We start from the raw sequence: 20832 nt of genomic DNA, 5'->3' as shown, positions 1-20832 counted from the left end.
GCGCAGTACCTGGAGGCTGAGGGTAACCTGGATGAGTATAAGGAAAATGGCAGGGGCGGCTGGATTCGAACCAACGCATGGCAGGATCAAAACCTGCTGCCTTACCGCTTGGCGACGCCCCTGTATCTGTTGCTGCGAACGCTTATGCGCTCGACTTCTTGATCAGACTTTGCAGCTTGCGATGCAACATCGAAACGTTGCTTCCTTTCGCCACAAACCCTGTTTGGGTCGCTGAAAGAAGGGCCAGAACTTTATCAGCTTCGGCTTTGCTTGGGAAGGCCCCAAACACACAACTTCCAGTACCGGTTAGTCGAGCCTCAGTGAATTTACCCAGTGAATTCAACGCATTGCGAACTTCCGGGTAACTCTGCTCTACCACCGGTTGGCAGTCATTTCGACTGTTTCCCTCGGGAACGGGGCGCATCTTAAGGGGGAGAGAATCACGTGTCAACTGTGGATGTGAAAAAATTTCTACTGTGCTGACAGACACTTGCGGCACCAGCACGACATACCACGGCTCTTCCGGGTCGACCGGGGTCAGTTGTTCACCCACACCCTGGGCGAATGCCGCGTGGCCGCGCACGAATACCGGTACGTCGGCGCCCAGGCTCAGGCCAAGGGCGGCCAGGCGATCTTCGTCCCAGTCCAGTTGCCACAGGTGGGCGAGGGCCAACAGGGTAGTGGCGGCATCCGAGCTGCCGCCGCCGATGCCGCCGCCCATGGGCAGCACCTTGCTCAGCCAGATGTCGGCGCCCAACGTAGTGCCGGATTGTTCCTGCAGCTTGCGCGCGGCGCGCACGATCAGGTTGCTGTCGTGCGGCACTGCCTCGATCTCGGTATGCAGGCGGATCACGCCGTCGTCACGCACGGCAAAGCTCAGTTCGTCGCCGTGATCGAGAAACTGGAACACGGTTTCCAGCTCGTGATAGCCGTCGGCGCGGCGGCCGATGATGTGCAGCCACAGGTTGAGCTTGGCCGGAGCGGGCAGAGTGAGGGTATGCATGTATCAGTGCCCCAGCTGGCGCGGCTGCCAGTCCTTGACCACCAGGGTCACGTCGAGGTCCTTGCCGTGCAGCTTCAGGCGCTCGGGCAGCCAGTAGCCGTTCTGTTCCGTGTAGCTCAGGTACTGCACCTGCCAGCCATCCTGGTCGAGGCTGGCCAGGCGGCTGTCGCCGTCCAGGGTCAGCTTGCTCTTGCTGTCGGGGGCGGGCAGGCCGCGTACCCACCAGACCAGGTGCGAGACCGGCAACTGCCAGCCCAGTTGTTCTTCGAGCAGGGCTTCCGGGCTGGGGGCCTCGTAGCGGCCCTGGTTGGCCACTTCCAGTACCACGCCGCCGGGGCGGCCGGTCAGGCGTGCGGCGCCACGGCCCAGTGGGCCGGCCAGGCGAATGTCGTAATAGTCCTGGCGTTGCAGCCAGAACAGCGTGCCGCTGCCGGAGTCGCGCGGGGCACGGATGCCGACCTTGCCGTTGATCTGCCAGCCATCGAGGCTGCTCAACTGCTCTTTATGGGCGCGCCACTGCTGCGGGTCGCCGTGGCCCTGTAGGGCCTCGCGGCTACCGAAGCCGGCACAGCCGGCCAGCAGGGCGATCAGGGTGAAGGTAATGCAATGGCGCAGGAACATGGCGTTAAAGAGTCTCGGATCCGGTCAGGCGCAGGATGGTCTTGCGCAGGATGGGGCTGTCGGCCTGGGCTTCGAAGCCCTTGGCCCAGACCTGACGGGCCTCGCGGCGCTTGCCGTTGGCCCATAGAACTTCACCCAGGTGCGCAGCTACTTCGTGGTCGGGGAAGCTGGCAAAGGCCTTGCGCAGGTAGGTTTCAGCCTCGTCGAGGTTGCCCAGGCGGTAGTTGACCCAACCCAGGCTATCGAGCACCGCCGGGTCGTCCGGGGTCAGCTGGTGGGCCTTGTCGATCAGTGCCTTGGCTTCGCTGTAGCGGGTGGTGCGGTCGGCCAGGGTGTAGCCCAGGGCGTTCAGGGCCATGGCGTTTTCCGGCTCGCGGGCGATGATGGCGCGCAGGTCTTTTTCCATCTGCGTCAGGTCGTCACGCTTTTCGGCCAGCATGGCGCGGGTGTACAGCAGGTTGAGGTCGTCCGGGTAACGCTGGATGGCTTGTTGCAGTACCTGGCTGGCCTGGGCGTCCTTGTTGTTGTTGCTGTAGCTTTCCGATTCGATCAGGAACAGCTGGATGGCATAGTCCGGCTGGGCTTCGCGGGCATCGGCGAGCAGGCGTGAGGCCTCGGTACCACGGCCGTTGGCGATCAGGATATCGGCCTGGCGCAGTTGCGCCGGCAGGTAGTCGGGGCCCGGGCCGACCAGAGCGTATTCACGCAGGGCGCCTGCGGGGTCGTGGCGTTCCTCACGGATGCGGCCCAGGTTCAGGTGTGCGGCGTCGACGTTGCTGTCGCGTTCGATCAGCTCCTGCAGATAGCTCTCGGCTTCATCCCAGTCCTTGTTTTCCAGGCACACCAGGGCCAGCGAATAGCGCAGCTCGTCGTCCTCTGGGTATTGCTGGACCAGGCTGAGGAACTCGCCCTTGGCATCGGCGATGCGGTCCTGTTCGACCAGGGTGCGGGCATAGGTCAGGCGCAGGCGCTTGTCGTCCGGGTTGTCGCGAATCGCCCCGCGCAGCAGTGGCAGGGCCTCCGGGCCACGGTCCAGGGCCTGCAGCAGGCGCGCGCGCAGCAGGATAGGGGCGACTTCGCCGTTTTGCGGCGGGTGCGCTTCGAGCAGCTCCAAAGCTTCTTCGGCCTTGCCGTCCTGGTTCAGCAGCAGGGCCTTGCCGAACACCAGCTGGCTGTTATCCGGGTACTTCACCAGCAGGCGCTCGAAGCTTTGCAGCAGGCCGTCGCGGGTGCCTTGGTCGGTTTCGGCGGCGGACAGGGCGAGGAAATCGAAATGGGTATCGCCCTGGCCCTGCAGGACCTTTTCCATGTAGGCCATGGAGTCGTCATAGCGGCCGGCGCGGGCCAGCTGGATGGCTGCGGCGCGCTGGGCGTCGAGGTTCTGCGGGTCGTTGCGGGCCCAGACCAGAGCGTTGTCCAGCGCCGGTTCGTCGGCGCCGAGGTATTCGGCAATGCGGTAGGCGCGCTCGGAAACCCCCGGGTCCTGGGTTTTCGCGGCCTGGTCGGTGTAGTTGGCCAGGGCGATGTCGAACCGGTTGCGTTGGCCGGCCAGCTCCGCCACCAGCAGGCTATAGAGAGTGTCCTGCTTGAACGAGCCATACACCACGGGCTTTTCCGCCTCGGGTTTGCCGGCCTCGGCGACGGGAGGCTCGGCCTTTTGCGGGGCCAGGCTCTGGCAACCCTGGAGCAGGGCGAAGGCAAGCAGGAATGCGTATGGTTTGTTCATAAAAGGTTTTAAGAGGACTCACCGGCGGTCGGAGCATGATGACACAAGCGCGGGGGCAAACCCACCTGTGCTGTGGCTGGTTAACTGCGACCTTTGAGGGGGGGGAAGGGTTCCGGACAGGTTGGTTGTGCCGGGTGTATGGCTTGATTGGTATGGTGGTGCGGAGATCGAGCGCCGCCCGCGCGGCGCTTCGCGGGACAAGCCCGCTCCCACATTTGTTGCAACGTGGCCATGTCTGTTGGAGAGGCGTTGTCAGCCTTGGTGCATGTCTTCAGACAGGTGGGGCTGCGGATGTGTCCACCTCGAAATAGAGTCGAGCCAACAAGGCGGGCAACCATGGCCTGACAGGTTCGGCACGTTGCAACAAATGTGGGAGCGGGCTTGTCCCGCGAAGCGCCGCGCGGGCGGCGCTCGATTTTACAGGCGCAGAAAGTGTCAAGGCGAACACCAACGGTGGTTGTCCTGAAACCTGCGAAAGAGGACAATTATCGGCTTCTCGTCACAACCAGCGACCTTGCATGGCCTTTCTTGCACTTGGTATCAACCATAAGACTGCCTCGGTAGACGTACGCGAGCGCGTGGCGTTTACCCCAGAGCAGCTGGTAGACGCCCTGCAGCAGCTCTGCCGACTGACATCCAGCCGCGAAGCGGCGATTCTGTCGACCTGCAACCGTAGCGAGCTCTATATCGAGCAGGACCACCTGTCCGCCGATGCCGTGCTGCAATGGCTCGCCGACTACCACCGCCTCAGCCTCGACGAGCTGCGCGCCAGCGCCTACGTGCACGAAGAGCACGAGGCGGTGAAGCACATGATGCGGGTGGCCTCGGGCCTGGACTCGCTGGTGCTCGGCGAGCCGCAGATCCTCGGCCAGATGAAGTCCGCCTACGCCGTGGCGCGTGAGGCCGGCACGGTTGGCCCGTTGCTTGGCCGCCTGTTCCAGGCCACCTTCAGCGCCGCCAAGCAGGTGCGCACCGACACTGCCATTGGCGAAAACCCGGTGTCTGTGGCGTTTGCCGCGGTCAGCCTGGCCAAGCAGATCTTCAGCGACCTGGGCCGCAGCCAGGCCCTGCTGATAGGTGCCGGCGAAACCATCACCCTGGTCGCTCGCCACCTGCATGAGCAGGGCGTGCGCCGCATCGTCGTGGCCAACCGTACCCTGGAACGGGCCAGCATCCTGGCCGAGCAGTTCGGTGCGCACGCGGTATTGCTGGCCGACATCCCTCAGGAACTGGCCAACAGCGACATCGTCATCAGCTCCACCGCCAGCCAGTTGCCGATCCTCGGTAAGGGGGCGGTCGAGAGCGCGCTGAAGCAGCGTCGGCACAAGCCTATATTCATGGTCGACATCGCCGTACCGCGCGATATCGAAACCGAAGTCGGCGAACTGGACGACGTCTACCTGTACACTGTCGATGACCTGCACGACGTGGTGGCGGAGAACCTCAAGAGTCGCCAGGGAGCGGCCCAGGCCGCCGAAGAGCTGGTGTCGGTGGGGGCTGAAGACTTCATGCTGCGCCTGCGCGAGCTGGCCGCGGTGGACGTGCTCAAGGCATATCGCCAGCAAAGCGAGCGCCTGCGCGACGAAGAACTGCAAAAGGCTCAGCGCTTGCTGGCCAACGGTGGCAACCCCGAAGACGTACTGGCCCAACTGGCCCGGGGGCTGACCAACAAACTCCTGCACGCACCCAGCGTGCAACTGAAAAGGCTCTCGGCCGAGGGCCGCCTCGATGCGCTGGCCATGGCCCAGGAACTCTTTGCCCTCAACGAGGGCTCGACGGACAAATCCCCGCAATGAAAGCGTCGCTGCTGAACAAACTGGAAATCCTCCAGGACCGCTTCGAAGAACTCACCGCACTGCTCGGTGATGCCGAGGTCATTTCCGACCAGACGCGCTTTCGCGCCTATTCCCGCGAGTACGCCGAAGTCGAGCCGGTCTACGCTGCTTATAAAGAGTGGCGCAAAGTCCAGGACGACCTCGAAGGTGCCCAGGCGCTGCTCAAGGACAGTGACCCGGACCTGCGCGAAATGGCCGTGGAAGAAGTGCGTGAAGCCAAGGAACAACTGCTGACGCTGGAGTCGCAGCTGCAACGCATGCTGTTGCCCAAGGACCCCAACGACGGCCGCAACGTGTTCCTCGAAATTCGCGCCGGCACTGGCGGTGACGAGGCTGCGATTTTCTCGGGCGACCTGTTCCGCATGTATTCGCGTTATGCCGAAAAGCGTGGCTGGCGCCTGGAAATCCTCTCCGAGAACGAAGGCGAGCACGGCGGTTACAAGGAAATCATCGCCCGCGTCGAGGGTGAGAGCGTGTACGGCAAGCTCAAGTTCGAGTCCGGCGCGCACCGCGTACAGCGCGTGCCCGAGACCGAATCCCAAGGCCGTATCCACACCTCCGCATGCACCGTGGCGGTACTGCCCGAGCCGGACGAACAGGCGGCCATCGAGATCAACCCGGCCGACCTGCGCGTGGACACCTATCGTGCATCCGGTGCCGGTGGCCAGCACGTCAACAAGACCGACTCGGCGATTCGTATCACCCACTTGCCCACCGGTATCGTCGTCGAGTGCCAGGAGGAGCGGTCGCAGCACAAGAACCGTGCCCGCGCCATGTCCTGGCTGTCGGCCAAGCTCAACGACATGCAGACCAGCGCCGCGCAGAACGCCATCGCCACCGAGCGCAAGCTGCTGGTCGGCTCTGGCGACCGTTCCGAACGCATCCGTACCTACAATTATCCACAGGGCCGGGTCACCGACCACCGTATCAACCTGACCTTGTACTCGCTGGACGACATCCTCGCCGGCGGCGTGGAGGCGGTGATCGAGCCGCTGCTGGCCGAATACCAGGCCGATCAACTGGCCGCCCTGGGGGACTGATGACCATCATCGCCAGCCTGCTGCGCAACGCACACTTGCCAGAATCGCCCACCGAGCGGCTGGATGCCGAGCTGCTGTTGGCCGCGGCCATCGGCAAGTCGCGCAGCTATCTGCACACCTGGCCCGAGCGAATCGTCAGCAGCGAAGACGCCGAGACCTATGCCGGTTACCTGCAGCGCCGCCGTGGCGGCGAACCGGTCGCCTACATTCTCGGGCTGCAGGGTTTCTGGAAGATCGACCTGGAAGTGGCGCCGCATACCCTGATCCCGCGGCCGGATACCGAGCTGCTGGTCGAAGCCGCCCTTGAGCTGCAACCTGCCACACCGGCCAAGGTCCTTGACCTGGGCACCGGCACCGGCGCGATTGCCTTGGCCCTGGCTAGCGAGCGCCCGGCCTGGCAGGTAACTGCTGTGGATCGGGTGGAGGAGGCCGCCGCCCTGGCCGAACGCAACCGCCAGCGGCTTGGCCTGTCGAACGCCCAGGTACGGCTCAGCCACTGGTTCGATAGCCTGGCCGGCGAATGTTTCGATCTGATTGTCAGCAACCCGCCTTACATTGCCGCAGCAGACCCGCACCTGGTCGCCGGTGATGTGCGCTTCGAGCCCAGCAGCGCGCTGGTGGCAGGCGCCGATGGCCTGGACGACCTGCGCGTAATCGCCGCCCAGGCCCCCGCGCACCTGGTGCCGGGTGGCTGGTTGCTGCTGGAACATGGCTACGATCAGGCAGCGGCAGTACGCGCCTTGCTGGCTGAACAAGGCTTCATCGAGGTCGCCAGCCGCACGGACCTGGGCGGCCATGAACGCATTACCCTGGGGCGTATGCCATGCTGAGTGATCAGGAACTGCTGCGTTATAGCCGGCAGGTATTGCTGGCCCAGATCGACATTGACGGCCAGTTGCGGCTCAAGCAGAGCAAGGCGTTGATTGTCGGGCTCGGTGGTCTTGGCTCGCCAGTCGCCCTGTACCTGGCCGCCGCCGGGGTGGGTGAACTGCACCTGGCGGACTTCGACACTGTCGACCTGACCAACCTGCAACGCCAGGTGATCCACGACAGTGCCAGCGTCGGCATGAGCAAGGTCGATTCCGCCCTGCAGCGCTTGCAGGCGATCAACCCGGAAATCAGCCTGGTTGCCCATCGCCAGGCTCTGGACGAGGACTCGCTGGCGGCCGCCGTAGCGGCGGTCGACCTGGTGCTGGACTGCTCCGACAACTTCGGTACCCGCGAGGCGGTCAACGCTGCCTGCGTCGCGGCTGGCAAGCCGCTGGTCAGCGGTGCGGCGATCCGCCTGGAAGGGCAGTTGTCGGTGTTCGACCCACGGCGTGACTACAGCCCTTGCTACCATTGCCTGTACGGCCATGGCAGTGAGGCCGAACTGACCTGCAGCGAAGCTGGCGTGATCGGTCCGCTGGTGGGCCTGGTGGGCAGCCTGCAGGCGCTGGAGGCGATGAAGCTGCTGGCCGGGTTCGGCGAGCCGCTGGTCGGTCGCCTGCTGTTGATCGATGCGCTCGGCACTCGTATCCGCGAATTGCGGGTCAAGCGCGACCCGGCTTGTGCGGTCTGTGGCAAGCGCGATGGCTGAGCGATCGGCGCCGGTCGGCGTGATGGACTCCGGGGTTGGCGGCTTGTCGGTACTCGCCGAGATCCAGCGCCTGCTGCCCAACGAGACGCTGCTGTACGTGGGCGATTGCGGCCACATACCCTACGGCGAGAAGTCGCCGGACTATATCCGTGAGCGTCTCCGGCGCATTGCTGCGTTCTTTCATGAACAGGGCGCCAAGGCCATGGTACTGGCCTGCAATACCGCCACGGTGGCGGCGGTGGCCGACCTGCGCGAGCTGTATCCGGCCTGGCCGCTGGTGGGCATGGAGCCAGCGGTGAAGCCCGCGGCCGCCGCCACGCGCTCGGGCGTGGTCGGTGTGCTGGCCACCACCGGTACCCTGCAGAGCGCCAAGTTCGCCGCCTTGCTCGACCGCTTTGCCAGCGACGTACAGGTCATCACCCAACCTTGCCCGGGGCTGGTCGAGCTGATCGAGACCGGCGACCTGGCCAGCCCGGCGCTGCACCAGTTGCTGCAAGGTTATGTTCAGCCGTTGCTGGCTGCTGGCTGCGACACGCTGATTCTCGGCTGCACCCATTACCCCTTCCTGCGCCCGTTGCTGGCCGGCATGGTGCCAGCCGACGTGGCCATCATTGACACCGGTGCCGCGGTGGCGCGCCAACTGCAGCGGTTGCTGGGCGCGGATGACCTGCTGGCCGATGGGCCGGCCCAGGAGACCCGCTTCTGGACCAGCGCCGATCCGCAATCTCTCAGAAAAATCCTACCTTTGCTGTGGCTTAAATCTGGCAGTGTGCAAAGCTTTCCATTGTGAAAAAAGTGTGAAAAGCAGCTGAACTATCGTACCGCTGCCGCTTTCTACCGCCTTGCCTTACATGAGGCGGACACTGATAACAGCAAAGAAGGATGTTGCTCATGAAGAAGCTGCTCGGCTTGGCGGCGGCTGCCGCCTTTACCTTGGGGCACTCACTGTCGGCGCAGGCTGCCGACGTTTCGTTTTCGGTTGGACAGACCGGTGACTCGACCATGGTCTACCGGTTGGGGCTGCAGTCGAATTGGCAGACGAGCTGGTGGCAGACCAGCGCCGGGCGCCTGACGGGGTACTGGGATGGGGCCTACACCTATTGGGATGGCGACAAGACCGCGAGCAACCACAGCCTGTCGTTCGCGCCGGTATTCGTCTATGAGTTTGCCGGGGAGTCGGTGAAGCCTTACATAGAGGCGGGGATTGGTGTGGCAGCGTTCTCCAGCACCGAGCTGGAAGACAACGAGCTAGGCTCGGCATTCCAGTTCGAGGACCGCATCGGCTTTGGCTTTCGCTTTGCCGGTGGGCATGAGATTGGCGTGCGGGCGATTCACTATTCCAACGCGGGCATCAAACAGCCCAACGATGGCGTGGAGAGCTACAGCCTGCATTACCGCATGGCGCTCTGAGCGCTCCTGTGCCGGCCTCTTCGCGGGTAAACCCGCTCCCACAGGGTGGACTGTATCTTGAGTGCAGTGGTGTACCTGTGGGAGCGGGTTTACCCGCGAAGAAGGCAGTGCCGATGCCAGACTCTAGCGCGTCAACGGCCACAGGCCGTTGAGGTCCAAAGCCTCCAGCACCAGCTCCGGTTCCCTCTGCGGCCACCGCCGCAGCAGCTCATCTGCAGCATTATGCGGTGTCCACGCCTCCGGTATCGCCTGTGCCGGTGTCACAGGTGTCTTCAACGACTGTGGCCCCACTACCGTCAGTTCAATCCCCTGACCCTTCAGCGCCTGACGCTGCTCACGCATCCATTGCGGCAGGTTGTTCCAGCCCGCAGTCACCTGCGTCGGCGCATATAACTGCAAGGCCGAATACCGGTTGAAAACCGCCATCACCTGCGGCGAGTCACCCTTCGCCAGCAAAGGCAGCGCACTGGCCAGGCAATGCTCGGCGGCCAACTGGTTGCCTGTGACGATCGCCTCGAACAGCTCGTTGTCCGCCACATCATCCGCCAGGTAATCGCTGGTACCTGCGTTGATGATCAAGCCGTCCAGCGTGCACCAGGCATGACAGATCTGCTGGCTGGCCTGGGCCGCCTGCTGTTCTTCGTGCAACTGCCAGGGCAAGCGCAACAGCTGGCTGCCATAGCGTGCGCGCAAGGCCTCCAGTGCCTCGCCATGCTTGCCGCTTGCAGCTACCTGGTGTCCTTGCCCGAGCAATTTTTCCACTAACGCAAGGCCCAGTCCATTGGCTGCACCCGTCACCCAGATACTGCGTGCGTTGTTCACGATGTTGCCCTCTGATCCTGCCGGCGCGGGAGGTTCTTGAATGCTCCCAATGCGCGCTGGCGACTGCTGTCAAGATCGACAATTGGACTGTGATAGAAATATCTAGCAAAAAGATCGGCTGACTTTACGGGGAGGTGAATGTTTTTTTCATCCAGCCCCTGCAATTCCGGTAGCCAGTGCCGAATGAAACGCCCTTGCGGGTCAAAACGCTGCGACTGCGAAACCGGGTTGAAGATGCGGAAATAGGGCACGGCGTCGGTGCCAGTGGACGCGCTCCACTGCCAACCGCCGTTGTTGGCGGCCAGGTCGCCGTCTATCAGATGGCGCATGAAATGCCGCTCGCCCTTGCGCCAGTCGATCAGCAGGTTCTTGCTGAGGAACATGGCCACGATCATGCGCAGGCGGTTATGCATCCATCCGGTGTGCAGCAGTTGGCGCATGGCGGCGTCGATGATCGGGAAGCCGGTACGGCCCTGTTCCCAGGCTTCGAGGTCTGCTGGCGCGTCGCGCCAAGGCAGGGCTTCGGTCTCGGCGCGGAAGGCGCGGTGACGCGAGACCTGTGGATAACCGGTCAGGATGTGTTTGTAGAATTCGCGCCACAGCAGCTCGTTGATCCAGGTTTGCACGCCGATGCTGCCGCTGTCGAACTCACCGCGGTTGCTGGCCAGGGCACCGTGCAGGCACTGGCGAGGCGAGATCACGCCAGCGGCCAGGTAGGTGGAGAGCTGGCTGGTGCCGGGCTCGGCTGGCAAGTCGCGCAGTTGTTGGTAGCCGTCGATGGTTTCGTCGAGAAAGCGGGCCAGCCGCGCTTGTGCCTCGGCTTCACCGGCCGGCCAGTGGTCGCGCAGGGCCTGCGCGGGTTTTTCGAAGCCGTCCACGTGCTGGGGGATCGGGTCGCTGCTGATCTGCAGCGGTGCCTGGCGCTTTACCCGGTGGGCCAAGGCGGGAAGGCTGCGGTGCAGGTGCTCCAGGCAGCTCTTCTTGAACTGGCTGAACACCTGGAAATAGTTGCCGCTGCGGGTAAGGATGGTGCCCGGGCGGAACAACAGCTGGTCGAGGTGGCTGTGGGCCGGGATGGCCGACTTTTTCAGCAGTGCCCAGGTGGCGTCATCGCGGCGTTGCTCGTTTATGCCGTACTCCTCGTTCCAGTGCACGCTTTGCACCTGATGTTGGCGGCAGACATCGAGCACGGCTTGTGGCGCCTGGTCCCAGGTGTCGATCTTGCGGATCAGCAGGGGGATGTTCAGGCGTTCCAGCGACTGGCGCAGGTCGTGCAGGTTGCGCAGCCAGAAGTCGACTTTGCAGGCGGCATCGTCGTGGGCCAGCCATTGCCCGGGGCTGACCAGCCACAGGGCGAGGGTCGGGCCGCGCTCGCTGGCGGCGCTCAGCGCGGTGTTGTCATCGATGCGCAGGTCGCTGCGCAGCCAGGTCAGGTGCATGGTGCGGTCATCTCTCCAGGCTGGCGGTCATGGGCTTGCAGCAAACGCAATGCCGCCTGTGGGGTATCGAACAGGGCAAGGTTGGGCAGCCTGAGGGCGCGCAGCCGGGCTTCGTGCAGCGCCAGCATCGGCCCGCCGGCAAGGGTCGGTACGGGCAGGTTGGACAGGGTGCGTTGCAGCGCCTTGTCATCGATGCGTGGCCCCAGGTGCAGCAGCACGGCGCGCGGCTTGAGCATGGTGACGGCGCGTTGCAGGTGCGGGCCGGCAATGGCGTGCTCCAGCACTTCTACCGGTAAGCCGTTGCTGGTGAACAGCCAGGCGCACAACCAAAAACCGGGGCTGAAGGTGTGTTCGCTGTCTTCGGCCAGCAAGATGGCAGGGCCTTGCAGCAACTGGTTGTCGTGGTACACCCGGGCACCCAGCTTGCTGCGCAGCCAGCTGTGGAAAAACACCTGTTCCAGCCGTGCGTTGAAGTAATTGCGCCAGCGCAGGTCGAGGAGGTCGAGCAGCGGTAACAGCAATTGCTCGCACAGGGTGACGGCCGGGTAAAGGGCCATGGCTTGGTTGAGCTGCTGGTCGAGGGCGCGCTGCGACAGCGTGGCAATGGCCTCGATCAGTTGGAACTGCCGAGCTTGCCAGTCACTTTTCGGCGGCGTGCTGGTCGGTTTGTCGAGCAGCTCGCGTACCTGGCCGACTGAGGCGCCGCGCTGCAGCCAGGCGAGGATCGCTTCTACTCGTTCGACCTGCTCCAGCGGATACAGGCGATGGCCCTTGGCAGTACGCTGGGGCTTGAGCAGGCCGTAGCGGCGCTCCCAGGCTCGCAGGGTGACGGGATTGACACCCGTGCGGCGAGCCAGTTCGCCGATGGGCAACAGGATCTCAGACGGCATTGCGCAGGCCCAGGCTCTCGGGGTGCGGCTGAAGGTAGGCCTGCTGCTGTAGATACGGATCGGGATGCTTGCGCAAATGGTGCTTGAGCAGGGTCAGCGGCACTACCAGCGGCACCACGCCTTGCTGGTACTGGCCGATGATGGCCTGCAGCTCGGCTTTGTCCTGTCGTGTGAGGATGTCCTTGAAGTAGCCGCTCAGATGTTGCAGCACGTTGCAATGAGTGCCACGGCTGGCACAGCGGCGCAGAGCCTGCATCAGCTGGCTGAAGTAGCGTGGGCCGATGCTTTGCGGGTCATCGTCCTTGCTCATGCTGCCGAGCAGGCGCCCCAGGCTGCGGTAGGCCTGCGGGTTGTTGGCCATCAGCAGGTACTTGTAGCGCGAGTGGAAACGCACCAGGGCGCCACGGCTCAGGCCCTCGGCCAGCAGCTGCTGCCAGTCGGCGTAGGCGTACACACGGCTGATGAAGTTCTCGCGCAGCACTGGGTCATGCAGGCGGCCTTCTTCTTCCACCGGCAGGTCCGGGCGCCGTGCGCAGAACGCCTGGGCATACACCCCCCGCCCGCCATGGAAGGCCGGGTGGCCGTTGTCCTGATATACCTTCACCCGCTCCAGACCACAGGAAGGCGATTTCTGCATGAAGATGTAGCCGCAGATATCGTCGAGTTCAACAGCCATTTGTTCCCCGTAGCTGCGCAGCGGGCCGGTCAGGTCCATGCCGGGGTTGCGGGTACCGACCACTTCCGGTTGCTCGGGGTTGCCGACCAGGCGGATCGGGTCGCGCGGTACGCCCAGGCCGATCGCCACCTCTGGGCACACCGGCAACCAGTCGAAATGTTCCTCGAGCTGCTTGCGGCACAGGTCGGAAGCCTTGTGGCCGCCGTTATAGCGCACGCTGTGCCCGGTCAGGCAGGCGCTGATGGCGATACGCGGCTTGCTGTAGGCGGATGAGTCGTGCATGGGCTGCCTCCATTAAACCTGTACGTGACAAAAAATTTGTACAGGTTATTCCAGCACAGCCCAGAAGTTATGCAAACCAGTTTTTTTGTACAGCTCTAAATCACTCGAGATGTTCGAGCAGCCGCCGCGCGGCTTCCTGGCCACTGAGCCAGGCGCCCTCGACACGTCCTGACAGGCACCAGTCGCCGCAGGCGTACAAGCCTTGGTCTGCATCGGCCAGCGCGCCCCACTCATGGTTGCTGCTTGGGCGTGCATACAGCCACCGGTGGGCCAACGCGAAATTAGGTGCCGGCACCACGCAGCCGACCAGTTCGGCGAATTCGCCCCACAGCTGTTCGATTACCTTTTCCTTGGGCAGGTCGATGTGTTGCCGGCTCCAGTCCGGGGTGGCGTGCAGTACCCATGTGTCGAATTTCTCGGCACGTCCGGGCTTGCTGCGGTTGCGCGCCAGCCAGTCGAGCGGGTTGGCCTGCACGAAACAGCCTTGCATCGGGGTGTCCAACGGGGTCTCGAAGGCCAGGGCGACGGCCCAGGTGGGCTCCATCTGCACGCCGGCGGCCACGGCGGCGAGCTTGGGGGTAGAAGCCAGCAGTGGTGTGGCCTGCGGTGCCGGCACGGCGATCACTACGCGGCTGTAGGGGCCGTGGCTGCAGCCTTCGGTGTCCTGCAGGTGCCAGTACTGTTTGCCGCGGAACACCTCGGCGATGCGGCAGCCAAAGTTGACCGTCATGTCCTTGAGCAGGCCACGGGTGATTGCACTCATGCGTGGCACGCCCACCCAGCGCGTCTGCTCGTCGGGAGAGGGGCTGAGTTCACCATCGCGGTAGTTGTACAACTGCGGCTTCCATTGTTCGGCCCAACCGGCGGCAACCCACTGCTGTACCTGCTCGACGAAGCGCCGGTCACGGGCGGTGAAGTACTGTGCACCAAGGTCCAGCGCGCCGACATCGCTGCGCTTGCTGGCCATGCGTCCGCCACTGCCGTGGCCTTTGTCGAACAAATGCACGGATTGCCCGGCCTTCTGCAACGCCTGGGCGGCTGACAGACCGGCGATACCGGCCCCAATGATGGCGATAGGTACTGTCATGATGGCCTCTTCAAACCTTGCTGTAAGCAGACTACGCTGTCAGGCAGACCTGTACAATGCGCAAATTTTGTATAAGGTTATTCCGCACTGGAGGGCAGGTTGGCCTATGTTTATCCGAGAGCGTCGGGTCAAAAAAGTGCCTTGATGTTAAAAATAGACCACCGCCGCATTCTGCGAGGACACAGCCATGCATATATTGCTGACAGGCGGCACCGGGTTGATAGGCAAGCACCTGTGCCAGTACTGGCTCGGCCAGGGTCATCGCCTGACGGTGTGGAGCCGGCGACCTGAGCAGGTGCCGAGAATCTGCGGAGCCGGCGTGCGTGGCATCGCCCGCCTGGAGCAACTGGAGGCGGACGATCAGCTGGACGCGGTGATCAACCTGGCCGGCGCACCGATTGCCGACCGGCCCTGGACGGCTGCCCGGCGCAACCTGTTGTGGGCCAGTCGCATTACCCTTACCGAGCAGTTGCTGGCCTGGCTGGGCGCCCGTGAACAGCGTCCGGAAGTGCTGATCTCCGGCTCAGCGGTGGGCTGGTACGGAGACGGTGGCGAGCGCGAGCTGACCGAGGCTTCACCACCGGTGCGCGAAGATTTCGCCAGTCAGTTGTGCATTGCCTGGGAAGAGACGGCCCTGCGTTCCCAGGCTCAGGGTATTCGTGTGGTGTTGGTGCGTACCGGGTTGGTGCTGGCCAGTGATGGCGGCTTTTTGTCGCGCCTGCGCGTGCCCTTCAAACTGGGACTGGGCGGGCCTTTGGGTGACGGGCGGCAATGGATGCCCTGGATCCATATAGACGACCAGATCGCCCTGATTGATTTTCTGTTGCAGCACAAGGATGCCAGCGGTCCCTATAATGCCTGCGCCCCTGAGCCGGTGCGCAACCGCGAGTTCGCCAGGCGCCTGGGCCGCACCCTGCACCGGCCGGCGTTGCTGCCGGTGCCGGCACTGCTGCTCAAGGCCGGGCTAGGTGAGCTGTCGACCTTGCTGCTTGGTGGCCAGCGCGCCCGCCCGGTACGCTTGCTGGCGGCAGGCTTCACCTTCCGCTTCAACGATTTGCAATCGGCCCTGGACAACCTGTCCAGCCGCCTCTGACATAGGACGCTGCATGACCGATCACGCTCTGCTGCTGGTCAACTTGGGTTCCCCGGCCTCCACCTCGGTGGCCGATGTACGCCGCTACCTCAACCAGTTCCTCATGGACCCGTACGTGATCGACCTGCCTTGGCCGGTGCGGCGTCTGCTGGTGTCGCTGATCCTGATCAAGCGCCCGGAGCAGTCGGCGCACGCCTATGGCTCCATCTGGTGGGAGGAAGGCTCGCCGCTGGTGGTGCTGACCCGCCGCCTGCAGGCGGCGATGGTCGAGCACTGGCCCCATGGCCCGGTGGAGATTGCCATGCGCTATGGCCAGCCGGCCTTGTCCGAGGTGCTGGAGCGGCTGGTGGCCCAGGGTGTGCGCAAGGTGACCCTGGCGCCGCTGTATCCACAGTTTGCTGACAGCACGGTGACCACTGTTGTGGAGCTGGCCAAGCAGACGGTCAACGAACGCAAGCTGCCGTTGCAGATGCGCGTGCTGCAGCCGTTCTACGAACACCCGGACTATATCGAGGCACTGGCCGCCAGTGCCCGGCCGTACCTGGAGCAGGATTACGATCACCTGCTGCTGAGCTTCCACGGCTTGCCGGAACGGCACCTGAAGAAGCTGGATCCTACCGGCAAGCATGACTTCCAGGCTGCCGATTGCTGCAAGGATGCCAGTGCCGACATGCGTGCGGTGTGCTACCGCGGGCAGTGCCTGGCCACGGCCAGGGCCTTTGCACAGAAAATGGGCATACCCGATGGCAAATGGTCTGTGTCGTTCCAGTCGCGGCTGGGGCGAGCCAAGTGGATCGAACCCTATACCGAGGCTCGGCTGGACGAGCTTGCCAAGGCCGGGGTGAAGAAGCTGCTGGTAATGTGCCCGGCGTTCGTGGCTGATTGCATCGAGACGCTGGAAGAGATCGGCATGCGCGGGAGCGAGCAGTTTGTCGAGGCCGGCGGGCGGGAGCTGGTGCTGGTGCCGTGCCTGAATGATCACCCGCAGTGGGTGAAAGCGCTGGCGGGGATGTGCGAAAAAGCCTGAGTCCAAGGTTGCTTGTTCTGGCCTCTTCGCGGGTAAACCCGCTCCCACAGGTTTTGCACAAGGCCTGAGGGCAGCGGGGTACCTGTGGGAGCGGGTTTACCCGCGAAGTGGCCGGGTCAGGCTAAAGCCGGATCAAGGCAACTGATCATCCAGCTTCTTGTGCTTCCAGCCATCATTGCCAGGCAAGATCAGGTTCAGGGCGATAGCCACGATGGCGCACAGGGCGATGCCCTTCAGGCCCCAGTCATCCGGGCCGTCACCGCTGCCGATCAGCACGCCGCCGATACCGAACACCAGGGTTACCGACACGATCACCAGGTTGCGCGCTTCGGCCAGGTCGATCTTGTGGCGGATCATGGTGTTCATGCCAACCGCCGCGATCGAACCGAACAGCAGGCACAGGATGCCGCCCATCACCGGTACCGGGATGCTCTGCAGCAGCGCGCCGAACTTGCCGATGAAGGCCAGGGTAATGGCGAAGACCGCCGCCCAGGTCATGATCTTCGGGTTGTAGTTCTTGGTCAGCATCACCGCGCCGGTCACTTCGGCATAGGTGGTGTTGGGCGGGCCGCCGAACAGGCCGGCTGCAGTTGTGGCCAGGCCGTCACCCAGCAAGGTGCGGTGCAGGCCGGGCTTCTTCAGGTAGTCACGGCCGGTCACACTGCCGACAGCGATCACCCCGCCAATGTGCTCGATCGCCGGTGCCAGGGCGACCGGAACGATGAACAGGATGGCCTGCCAGTTGAACGCTGGTGCGGTGAAGTTGGGCAGCTCCAGCCACGGTGCGGCGGCGATCCTGGCAGTGTCGACCACCCCAAAGGCGAACGACAGGGCAAAGCCTACCAGCACGCCGGCAATGATCGGCACCAGGCGGAATATGCCTTTGCCGAACACGGCGACAATCAGTGTGGTCAGCAGGGCCGGCATCGAGATCATCATGGCGGTCTTGTACGGCAACAGCACGCTGCCGTCACCGGCCTTGCCCATCGCCATGTTGGCTGCGATCGGCGCCATGGCCAGGCCGATGGAGATAATCACCGGGCCGATCACCACCGGCGGCAGCATGCGGTCGATGAAACCGGTACCCTTGATTTTCACCATCAGGCCCATGAAGGTGTACACGAAGCCTGCAGCCATCACGCCGCCCATGGTCTCGGCCAGGCCGAACTGGCCCTTGGCGAGGATGATCGGGGTGATAAAGGCAAAGCTTGAGGCCAGGAACACCGGTACCTGGCGGCCGGTGACCAACTGGAACAGCAGGGTGCCGATGCCGGCGGTGAACAGCGCGACGTTCGGGTCGAGGCCGGTGATCAGCGGCATCAGCACCAGCGCGCCGAATGCCACGAAGAGCATCTGCGCGCCCGAAACGACCTGGCGCCAGAGCGGGTCGTTGAAGCCGTCCTGCATGGTCAGGCGTCCTTTTGCTTGGTGCCGAAGATCTTGTCACCGGCATCGCCCAGACCCGGCACGATATAACCATGTTCGTTCAGGCGCTGATCGACCGAGGCGGTGTAGATCTGCACATCCGGGTGGGCTTTTTCCACCGCTTCAATGCCTTCTGGCGCGGCGACCAGGACCATGGCGCGGATCTCTTTGCAGCCGGCCTTCTTCAGCAGGTCGATGGTGGCGACCATCGAACCGCCGGTGGCCAGCATCGGGTCGATGATCAGGGCCAGGCGCTGGTTGATGTCCGGCGCGAGCTTTTCCAGGTAGGTGTGGGCTTCGAGGGTTTCCTCGTTGCGGGCAACGCCGACTGCGCTGACCTTGGCACCCGGGATCAGGCTGAGCACGCCGTCGAGCATGCCGATGCCAGCACGCAGGATCGGCACCACGGTAATCTTCTTGCCGGCGATCTTTTCAACTTGCACCTTGCCGCACCAGCCGTCGATCTCGTAGGTTTCGAGCGGCAGGTCCTGGGTGGCTTCGTAGGTCAGGAGCGCGCCGACTTCCTGGGCAAGTTCGCGAAAATTCTTGGTGCTGATATCGGCACGGCGCATCAGGCCGAGCTTGTGGCGGATCAGCGGATGGCGGATCTCACGAGTGGGCATAGGGGGCTCCGAAAGGCGGGCAAAAAAACCGCGCTAGATTAATCTATTCAGCCTGTGCTGTCGTCTGATCATTTGGACGTTAGTCCATAAATGCTTGATCTGTGACGAGCGGATGCGTACCTTTGCCCGCTTTTCCAAAATGCCCCCCGGAGAGCGCCATGTCCGCCGATCTCGAGCATATCCGTCAAGTCATGCGTGAAGCTGACTGCCTGTACACCGAAGCCGAAGTCGAAGCGGCCATTGCCAAAGTCGGCGAGCAGATCTGCAAGGACCTGCATGACAAGAACCCGGTGGTGTTCTGCGTGATGAATGGCGGCCTGATCTTCTCTGGCAAACTGCTGACCCACCTGCAGTTCCCGCTGGAAGCCAGCTACCTGCACGCCACCCGTTACCGCAACCAGACCAGTGGCGGCGAGCTGTTCTGGAAGGCCAAGCCGGAAGTGTCGTTCATCGACCGTGACGTGCTGATCGTCGACGACATCCTCGACGAAGGCCACACCCTCAGCGCGATCATCGAGTTCTGCAAGCATGCCGGCGCGCGCTCGGTGCACACGGCGGTACTGATCGACAAGGACCATGACCGAAAGGCCAGCCCGGAGCTCAAAGCCAACTACGTGGGCCTGCCCTGCGTCGATCGCTACATCTTCGGTTACGGCATGGACTACAAAGGCTACTGGCGCAACGCCAACGGCATCTTTGCCGTCAAGGGGTTGTGATCATGCGCCAGCCTGCGTTCATCGACCAATCGCTGTTCGCCGAGCTGGCCGCACAGGCTGCCGCCAACCCGCGCGGGCGGCAGCACCATAATTTCCATGAGATGGAAGAGCCTTGCCATCGCATGGCGGTAGGGCTGCAGCCAAGCACCTACATCCCACCGCACCGTCATCTCAGCGATGGCAAAGCCGAAACGCTGATCGTGCTCAAGGGCCGTCTGGGCCTGTTGCTCTTCGACGAGCACGGTGTGGTGACCGACAGGCGGGTACTGCGGGCCGGCGGCGATTGCCTGGGTGTGGACCTGGCTCCCGGTATCTACCATGGGCTGGTGGTGCTGGAGCGGGACAGCATCCTGTTCGAGTGCAAGGCCGGGCCCTACCGGCCGGTGGGCGAGGGTGAGCATGCGCATTGGGCGCCGCGTGAAGGTGAAGCCGGTGTGGCCGAATACCAGGCCTGGATGCTCGCGCAGTTCGATTGATGTCAGGCCTGCGTTCCTACAAGAGGCTGTGCAGGCCGTGCTAGAGTGCTCCTTCATAAAAGGAGCCTCACATGCGTGCGATTCTTCCCCTGCTACTGGCAGTCAGCCTGCCACTCGCCGCCGCACCGCTGCACAGCCAGTTCCTGCCGCCTGACGACCAGTCCCTGCGCCAGGAAGCGCCGACCGGCCAGCAATTGCTGCAAGTGACCGACTACTCGGTGGTAGTGGGGGCCCAGCGCCAATCCGACCAGCAGCCGATCCCGATCACTTCTTCGTTGCAGGTGCGCCTCAAAGGCAAGCCGCTGAGCAAGGGCGCGACCATCGCCCAGGTACTGCTGACCTTCGATGGTGAAGCAGCCAAGAGCCTGAAGAAACCCGTGTACGACGAGAAAACCCGCACCCTGAGCCTGAATTATCCGGTCAGCGACTACCGCGTGATCATGGATCTGCTGCGCAATGAAACGCTGTATGTACAGTTTCTCACTTATGGCAACGGCCACATCTGGGCCGACCTGCACACCGGTACCGTACGTACGCGTTGAGGCGCCCGGCCTGCGGGGGGTACACTGCCGGCCTTCGAAATTTCGTGATGGTCCAGTTGGAGTCGGCAATGCGTAAAGACAAGAAACAGGTAATCGGTGACGAGATCAGCGACGACTACATCAAGACGTTCCTTCAGTTCGAGCCGGCCGATGGCGTGACCTCGCCGTCGCTGCACAAGCTGGTCAAGGCCTACCGAGGCCTGCGCATTGACGATTTCGAGCGTTTTGTCGGTTTCTTCGTCGAGGCCGGGTTTGACCTGGATGGCAAGGACGAGCATGGCAAGACTTTTGTCGAGCAGATTGCCGACCAGCGCAATGCGGCGGATTACATCGAGATCATCGCCAAGGCCCGTGGTTGATTTGTAAACCTGCTCCGGCCTCTTCGCGGGTAAACCCGCTTGTATGGTTAGACTTGAAGGGGGGGTGGGACTAAATGCCCGATTCTGACTGTTCACAGCAGTACAGACCGTGGGAGACATCGCCCCACCCCTTCCACCAAAGCGCCGATAAAGAATGCATC

At 63.4% G+C, this 20832-nt stretch carries 22 protein-coding genes and 1 tRNA gene; 12 read left to right on the top strand and 11 right to left on the bottom strand.

Features of this window, described 5'->3' with window-relative positions:
• Nucleotides 1-47: 47 nt before the first annotated feature.
• From CAY82_RS21005 to CAY82_RS20990, 4 genes are all read right to left on the bottom strand, one after another.
• A tRNA-Gln gene (locus CAY82_RS21005) sits at nucleotides 48-122 on the bottom strand.
• Between the two features lie 20 nt (nucleotides 123-142).
• Complete coding sequence (gene ispE, locus CAY82_RS21000) at nucleotides 143-1003, bottom strand: 4-(cytidine 5'-diphospho)-2-C-methyl-D-erythritol kinase (protein WP_087502894.1); 861 nt, start codon at nucleotides 1001-1003, stop codon at nucleotides 143-145.
• A gap of 3 nt (nucleotides 1004-1006) precedes the next feature.
• On the bottom strand, nucleotides 1007-1624 hold the full coding sequence (lolB, locus tag CAY82_RS20995; RefSeq protein WP_046616010.1) for a lipoprotein insertase outer membrane protein LolB: 618 nt from the start codon (nucleotides 1622-1624) through the stop codon (nucleotides 1007-1009).
• A gap of 4 nt (nucleotides 1625-1628) precedes the next feature.
• Nucleotides 1629-3350: a tetratricopeptide repeat protein gene (locus tag CAY82_RS20990; RefSeq protein ID WP_087502893.1), complete on the bottom strand. Its 1722-nt coding sequence runs from the start codon at nucleotides 3348-3350 to the stop codon at nucleotides 1629-1631.
• 518 nt (nucleotides 3351-3868) lie between these two features.
• Here CAY82_RS20990 and hemA point away from each other — a divergent pair.
• The 6 genes from hemA to CAY82_RS20960 all read left to right on the top strand — a co-directional run bounded on the left by hemA (nucleotide 3869) and on the right by CAY82_RS20960 (nucleotide 9214).
• Nucleotides 3869-5146 (top strand): glutamyl-tRNA reductase, encoded by a 1278-nt coding sequence (hemA, locus tag CAY82_RS20985; RefSeq protein WP_063911223.1) that lies wholly within the window; start codon nucleotides 3869-3871, stop codon nucleotides 5144-5146.
• Complete coding sequence (gene prfA, locus CAY82_RS20980; protein WP_013970909.1) at nucleotides 5143-6225, top strand: peptide chain release factor 1; 1083 nt, start codon at nucleotides 5143-5145, stop codon at nucleotides 6223-6225. Before hemA ends, prfA begins: the two co-directional genes overlap by 4 nt.
• Entirely contained in the window at nucleotides 6225-7055 is an 831-nt protein-coding gene (prmC, locus tag CAY82_RS20975) for a peptide chain release factor N(5)-glutamine methyltransferase (RefSeq protein WP_087502892.1), read from the top strand. Before prfA ends, prmC begins: the two co-directional genes overlap by 1 nt.
• Nucleotides 7049-7804 (top strand): molybdopterin-synthase adenylyltransferase MoeB, encoded by a 756-nt coding sequence (locus CAY82_RS20970; protein WP_013970911.1) that lies wholly within the window; start codon nucleotides 7049-7051, stop codon nucleotides 7802-7804. The genes prmC and CAY82_RS20970 overlap by 7 nt, the downstream gene beginning before the upstream one ends.
• Complete coding sequence (gene murI, locus CAY82_RS20965; protein ID WP_087502891.1) at nucleotides 7797-8594, top strand: glutamate racemase; 798 nt, start codon at nucleotides 7797-7799, stop codon at nucleotides 8592-8594. The genes CAY82_RS20970 and murI overlap by 8 nt, the downstream gene beginning before the upstream one ends.
• 101 nt (nucleotides 8595-8695) lie before the next feature.
• The gene (locus tag CAY82_RS20960; protein WP_087502890.1) at nucleotides 8696-9214 is read left to right on the top strand and encodes an acyloxyacyl hydrolase; all 519 of its coding nucleotides are present in this window, start codon (nucleotides 8696-8698) and stop codon (nucleotides 9212-9214) included.
• A 123-nt stretch (nucleotides 9215-9337) separates the two neighbouring features.
• Here CAY82_RS20960 and CAY82_RS20955 read toward each other — a convergent pair whose 3' ends face one another.
• The 5 genes from CAY82_RS20955 to CAY82_RS20935 all read right to left on the bottom strand — a co-directional run bounded on the left by CAY82_RS20955 (nucleotide 9338) and on the right by CAY82_RS20935 (nucleotide 14410).
• The gene (locus CAY82_RS20955) at nucleotides 9338-10036 is read right to left on the bottom strand and encodes an SDR family oxidoreductase (RefSeq protein WP_087502889.1); all 699 of its coding nucleotides are present in this window, start codon (nucleotides 10034-10036) and stop codon (nucleotides 9338-9340) included.
• Entirely contained in the window at nucleotides 10033-11475 is a 1443-nt protein-coding gene (gene phrB, locus CAY82_RS20950; RefSeq protein WP_087502888.1) for a deoxyribodipyrimidine photo-lyase, read from the bottom strand. The genes CAY82_RS20955 and phrB overlap by 4 nt, the downstream gene beginning before the upstream one ends.
• Complete coding sequence (locus tag CAY82_RS20945) at nucleotides 11466-12365, bottom strand: MerR family transcriptional regulator (protein ID WP_087502887.1); 900 nt, start codon at nucleotides 12363-12365, stop codon at nucleotides 11466-11468. The genes phrB and CAY82_RS20945 overlap by 10 nt, the downstream gene beginning before the upstream one ends.
• A complete protein-coding gene (locus CAY82_RS20940; RefSeq protein WP_087502886.1) occupies nucleotides 12355-13323 on the bottom strand; it encodes a DUF523 and DUF1722 domain-containing protein in 969 nt (322 codons plus the stop codon). Before CAY82_RS20940 ends, CAY82_RS20945 begins: the two co-directional genes overlap by 11 nt.
• A 100-nt stretch (nucleotides 13324-13423) precedes the next feature.
• Nucleotides 13424-14410, bottom strand: a complete 987-nt coding sequence (locus CAY82_RS20935; protein WP_087502885.1) for an NAD(P)/FAD-dependent oxidoreductase — start codon at nucleotides 14408-14410, stop codon at nucleotides 13424-13426.
• Between the two features lie 187 nt (nucleotides 14411-14597).
• On the opposite strand from CAY82_RS20935, the gene CAY82_RS20930 reads away from it, so the two are divergent.
• Complete coding sequence (locus CAY82_RS20930; protein WP_087502884.1) at nucleotides 14598-15503, top strand: TIGR01777 family oxidoreductase; 906 nt, start codon at nucleotides 14598-14600, stop codon at nucleotides 15501-15503.
• Between the two features lie 13 nt (nucleotides 15504-15516).
• A complete protein-coding gene (hemH, locus tag CAY82_RS20925; RefSeq protein ID WP_087502883.1) occupies nucleotides 15517-16530 on the top strand; it encodes a ferrochelatase in 1014 nt (337 codons plus the stop codon).
• Nucleotides 16531-16662: 132 nt separating this feature from the next.
• Here hemH and CAY82_RS20920 read toward each other — a convergent pair whose 3' ends face one another.
• Nucleotides 16663-17937, bottom strand: a complete 1275-nt coding sequence (locus CAY82_RS20920) for a uracil-xanthine permease family protein (protein ID WP_046616023.1) — start codon at nucleotides 17935-17937, stop codon at nucleotides 16663-16665.
• Nucleotides 17938-17939: 2 nt separating this feature from the next.
• Entirely contained in the window at nucleotides 17940-18578 is a 639-nt protein-coding gene (upp, locus tag CAY82_RS20915; RefSeq protein WP_087502882.1) for a uracil phosphoribosyltransferase, read from the bottom strand.
• 158 nt (nucleotides 18579-18736) lie between these two features.
• Here upp and CAY82_RS20910 point away from each other — a divergent pair, with 158 nt between their 5' ends.
• The 4 genes from CAY82_RS20910 to CAY82_RS20895 all read left to right on the top strand — a co-directional run bounded on the left by CAY82_RS20910 (nucleotide 18737) and on the right by CAY82_RS20895 (nucleotide 20671).
• The gene (locus tag CAY82_RS20910) at nucleotides 18737-19294 is read left to right on the top strand and encodes a hypoxanthine-guanine phosphoribosyltransferase (RefSeq protein WP_003256346.1); all 558 of its coding nucleotides are present in this window, start codon (nucleotides 18737-18739) and stop codon (nucleotides 19292-19294) included.
• A gap of 2 nt (nucleotides 19295-19296) precedes the next feature.
• Entirely contained in the window at nucleotides 19297-19770 is a 474-nt protein-coding gene (locus tag CAY82_RS20905; protein ID WP_087502881.1) for a WbuC family cupin fold metalloprotein, read from the top strand.
• 71 nt (nucleotides 19771-19841) lie between these two features.
• Nucleotides 19842-20312 (top strand): hypothetical protein, encoded by a 471-nt coding sequence (locus CAY82_RS20900; RefSeq protein ID WP_087502880.1) that lies wholly within the window; start codon nucleotides 19842-19844, stop codon nucleotides 20310-20312.
• A gap of 68 nt (nucleotides 20313-20380) precedes the next feature.
• A complete protein-coding gene (locus tag CAY82_RS20895; protein ID WP_087502879.1) occupies nucleotides 20381-20671 on the top strand; it encodes a PA4642 family protein in 291 nt (96 codons plus the stop codon).
• Nucleotides 20672-20832: the final 161 nt, after the last annotated feature.

Origin of the sequence: Pseudomonas sp. SID14000 (assembly GCF_002165135.1) — a bacterium.
Lineage (GTDB): Bacteria > Pseudomonadota > Gammaproteobacteria > Pseudomonadales > Pseudomonadaceae > Aquipseudomonas.
Note: the sequence above shows the minus strand (reverse complement) of the source record. Positions and strands in the feature narration are given on the sequence as shown.

Excerpts from the sequence above, each read along its gene's own strand:
- ispE (WP_087502894.1), bottom strand. The coding sequence starts at position 1,003 with ATGCATACCCTCACTCTGCCCGCTCCGGCCAAGCTCAACCTGTGGCTG.
- lolB (WP_046616010.1), bottom strand. The coding sequence starts at position 1,624 with ATGTTCCTGCGCCATTGCATTACCTTCACCCTGATCGCCCTGCTGGCC.
- CAY82_RS20990 (WP_087502893.1), bottom strand. The coding sequence starts at position 3,350 with ATGAACAAACCATACGCATTCCTGCTTGCCTTCGCCCTGCTCCAGGGT.
- hemA (WP_063911223.1), top strand. The coding sequence starts at position 3,869 with ATGGCCTTTCTTGCACTTGGTATCAACCATAAGACTGCCTCGGTAGAC.
- prfA (WP_013970909.1), top strand. The coding sequence starts at position 5,143 with ATGAAAGCGTCGCTGCTGAACAAACTGGAAATCCTCCAGGACCGCTTC.
- prmC (WP_087502892.1), top strand. The coding sequence starts at position 6,225 with ATGACCATCATCGCCAGCCTGCTGCGCAACGCACACTTGCCAGAATCG.
- CAY82_RS20970 (WP_013970911.1), top strand. The coding sequence starts at position 7,049 with ATGCTGAGTGATCAGGAACTGCTGCGTTATAGCCGGCAGGTATTGCTG.
- murI (WP_087502891.1), top strand. The coding sequence starts at position 7,797 with ATGGCTGAGCGATCGGCGCCGGTCGGCGTGATGGACTCCGGGGTTGGC.
- CAY82_RS20960 (WP_087502890.1), top strand. The coding sequence starts at position 8,696 with ATGAAGAAGCTGCTCGGCTTGGCGGCGGCTGCCGCCTTTACCTTGGGG.
- phrB (WP_087502888.1), bottom strand. The coding sequence starts at position 11,475 with ATGCACCTGACCTGGCTGCGCAGCGACCTGCGCATCGATGACAACACC.
- CAY82_RS20945 (WP_087502887.1), bottom strand. The coding sequence starts at position 12,365 with ATGCCGTCTGAGATCCTGTTGCCCATCGGCGAACTGGCTCGCCGCACG.
- CAY82_RS20940 (WP_087502886.1), bottom strand. The coding sequence starts at position 13,323 with ATGCACGACTCATCCGCCTACAGCAAGCCGCGTATCGCCATCAGCGCC.
- CAY82_RS20935 (WP_087502885.1), bottom strand. The coding sequence starts at position 14,410 with ATGACAGTACCTATCGCCATCATTGGGGCCGGTATCGCCGGTCTGTCA.
- CAY82_RS20930 (WP_087502884.1), top strand. The coding sequence starts at position 14,598 with ATGCATATATTGCTGACAGGCGGCACCGGGTTGATAGGCAAGCACCTG.
- hemH (WP_087502883.1), top strand. The coding sequence starts at position 15,517 with ATGACCGATCACGCTCTGCTGCTGGTCAACTTGGGTTCCCCGGCCTCC.
- CAY82_RS20920 (WP_046616023.1), bottom strand. The coding sequence starts at position 17,937 with ATGCAGGACGGCTTCAACGACCCGCTCTGGCGCCAGGTCGTTTCGGGC.
- upp (WP_087502882.1), bottom strand. The coding sequence starts at position 18,578 with ATGCCCACTCGTGAGATCCGCCATCCGCTGATCCGCCACAAGCTCGGC.
- CAY82_RS20910 (WP_003256346.1), top strand. The coding sequence starts at position 18,737 with ATGTCCGCCGATCTCGAGCATATCCGTCAAGTCATGCGTGAAGCTGAC.
- CAY82_RS20905 (WP_087502881.1), top strand. The coding sequence starts at position 19,297 with ATGCGCCAGCCTGCGTTCATCGACCAATCGCTGTTCGCCGAGCTGGCC.
- CAY82_RS20900 (WP_087502880.1), top strand. The coding sequence starts at position 19,842 with ATGCGTGCGATTCTTCCCCTGCTACTGGCAGTCAGCCTGCCACTCGCC.
- CAY82_RS20895 (WP_087502879.1), top strand. The coding sequence starts at position 20,381 with ATGCGTAAAGACAAGAAACAGGTAATCGGTGACGAGATCAGCGACGAC.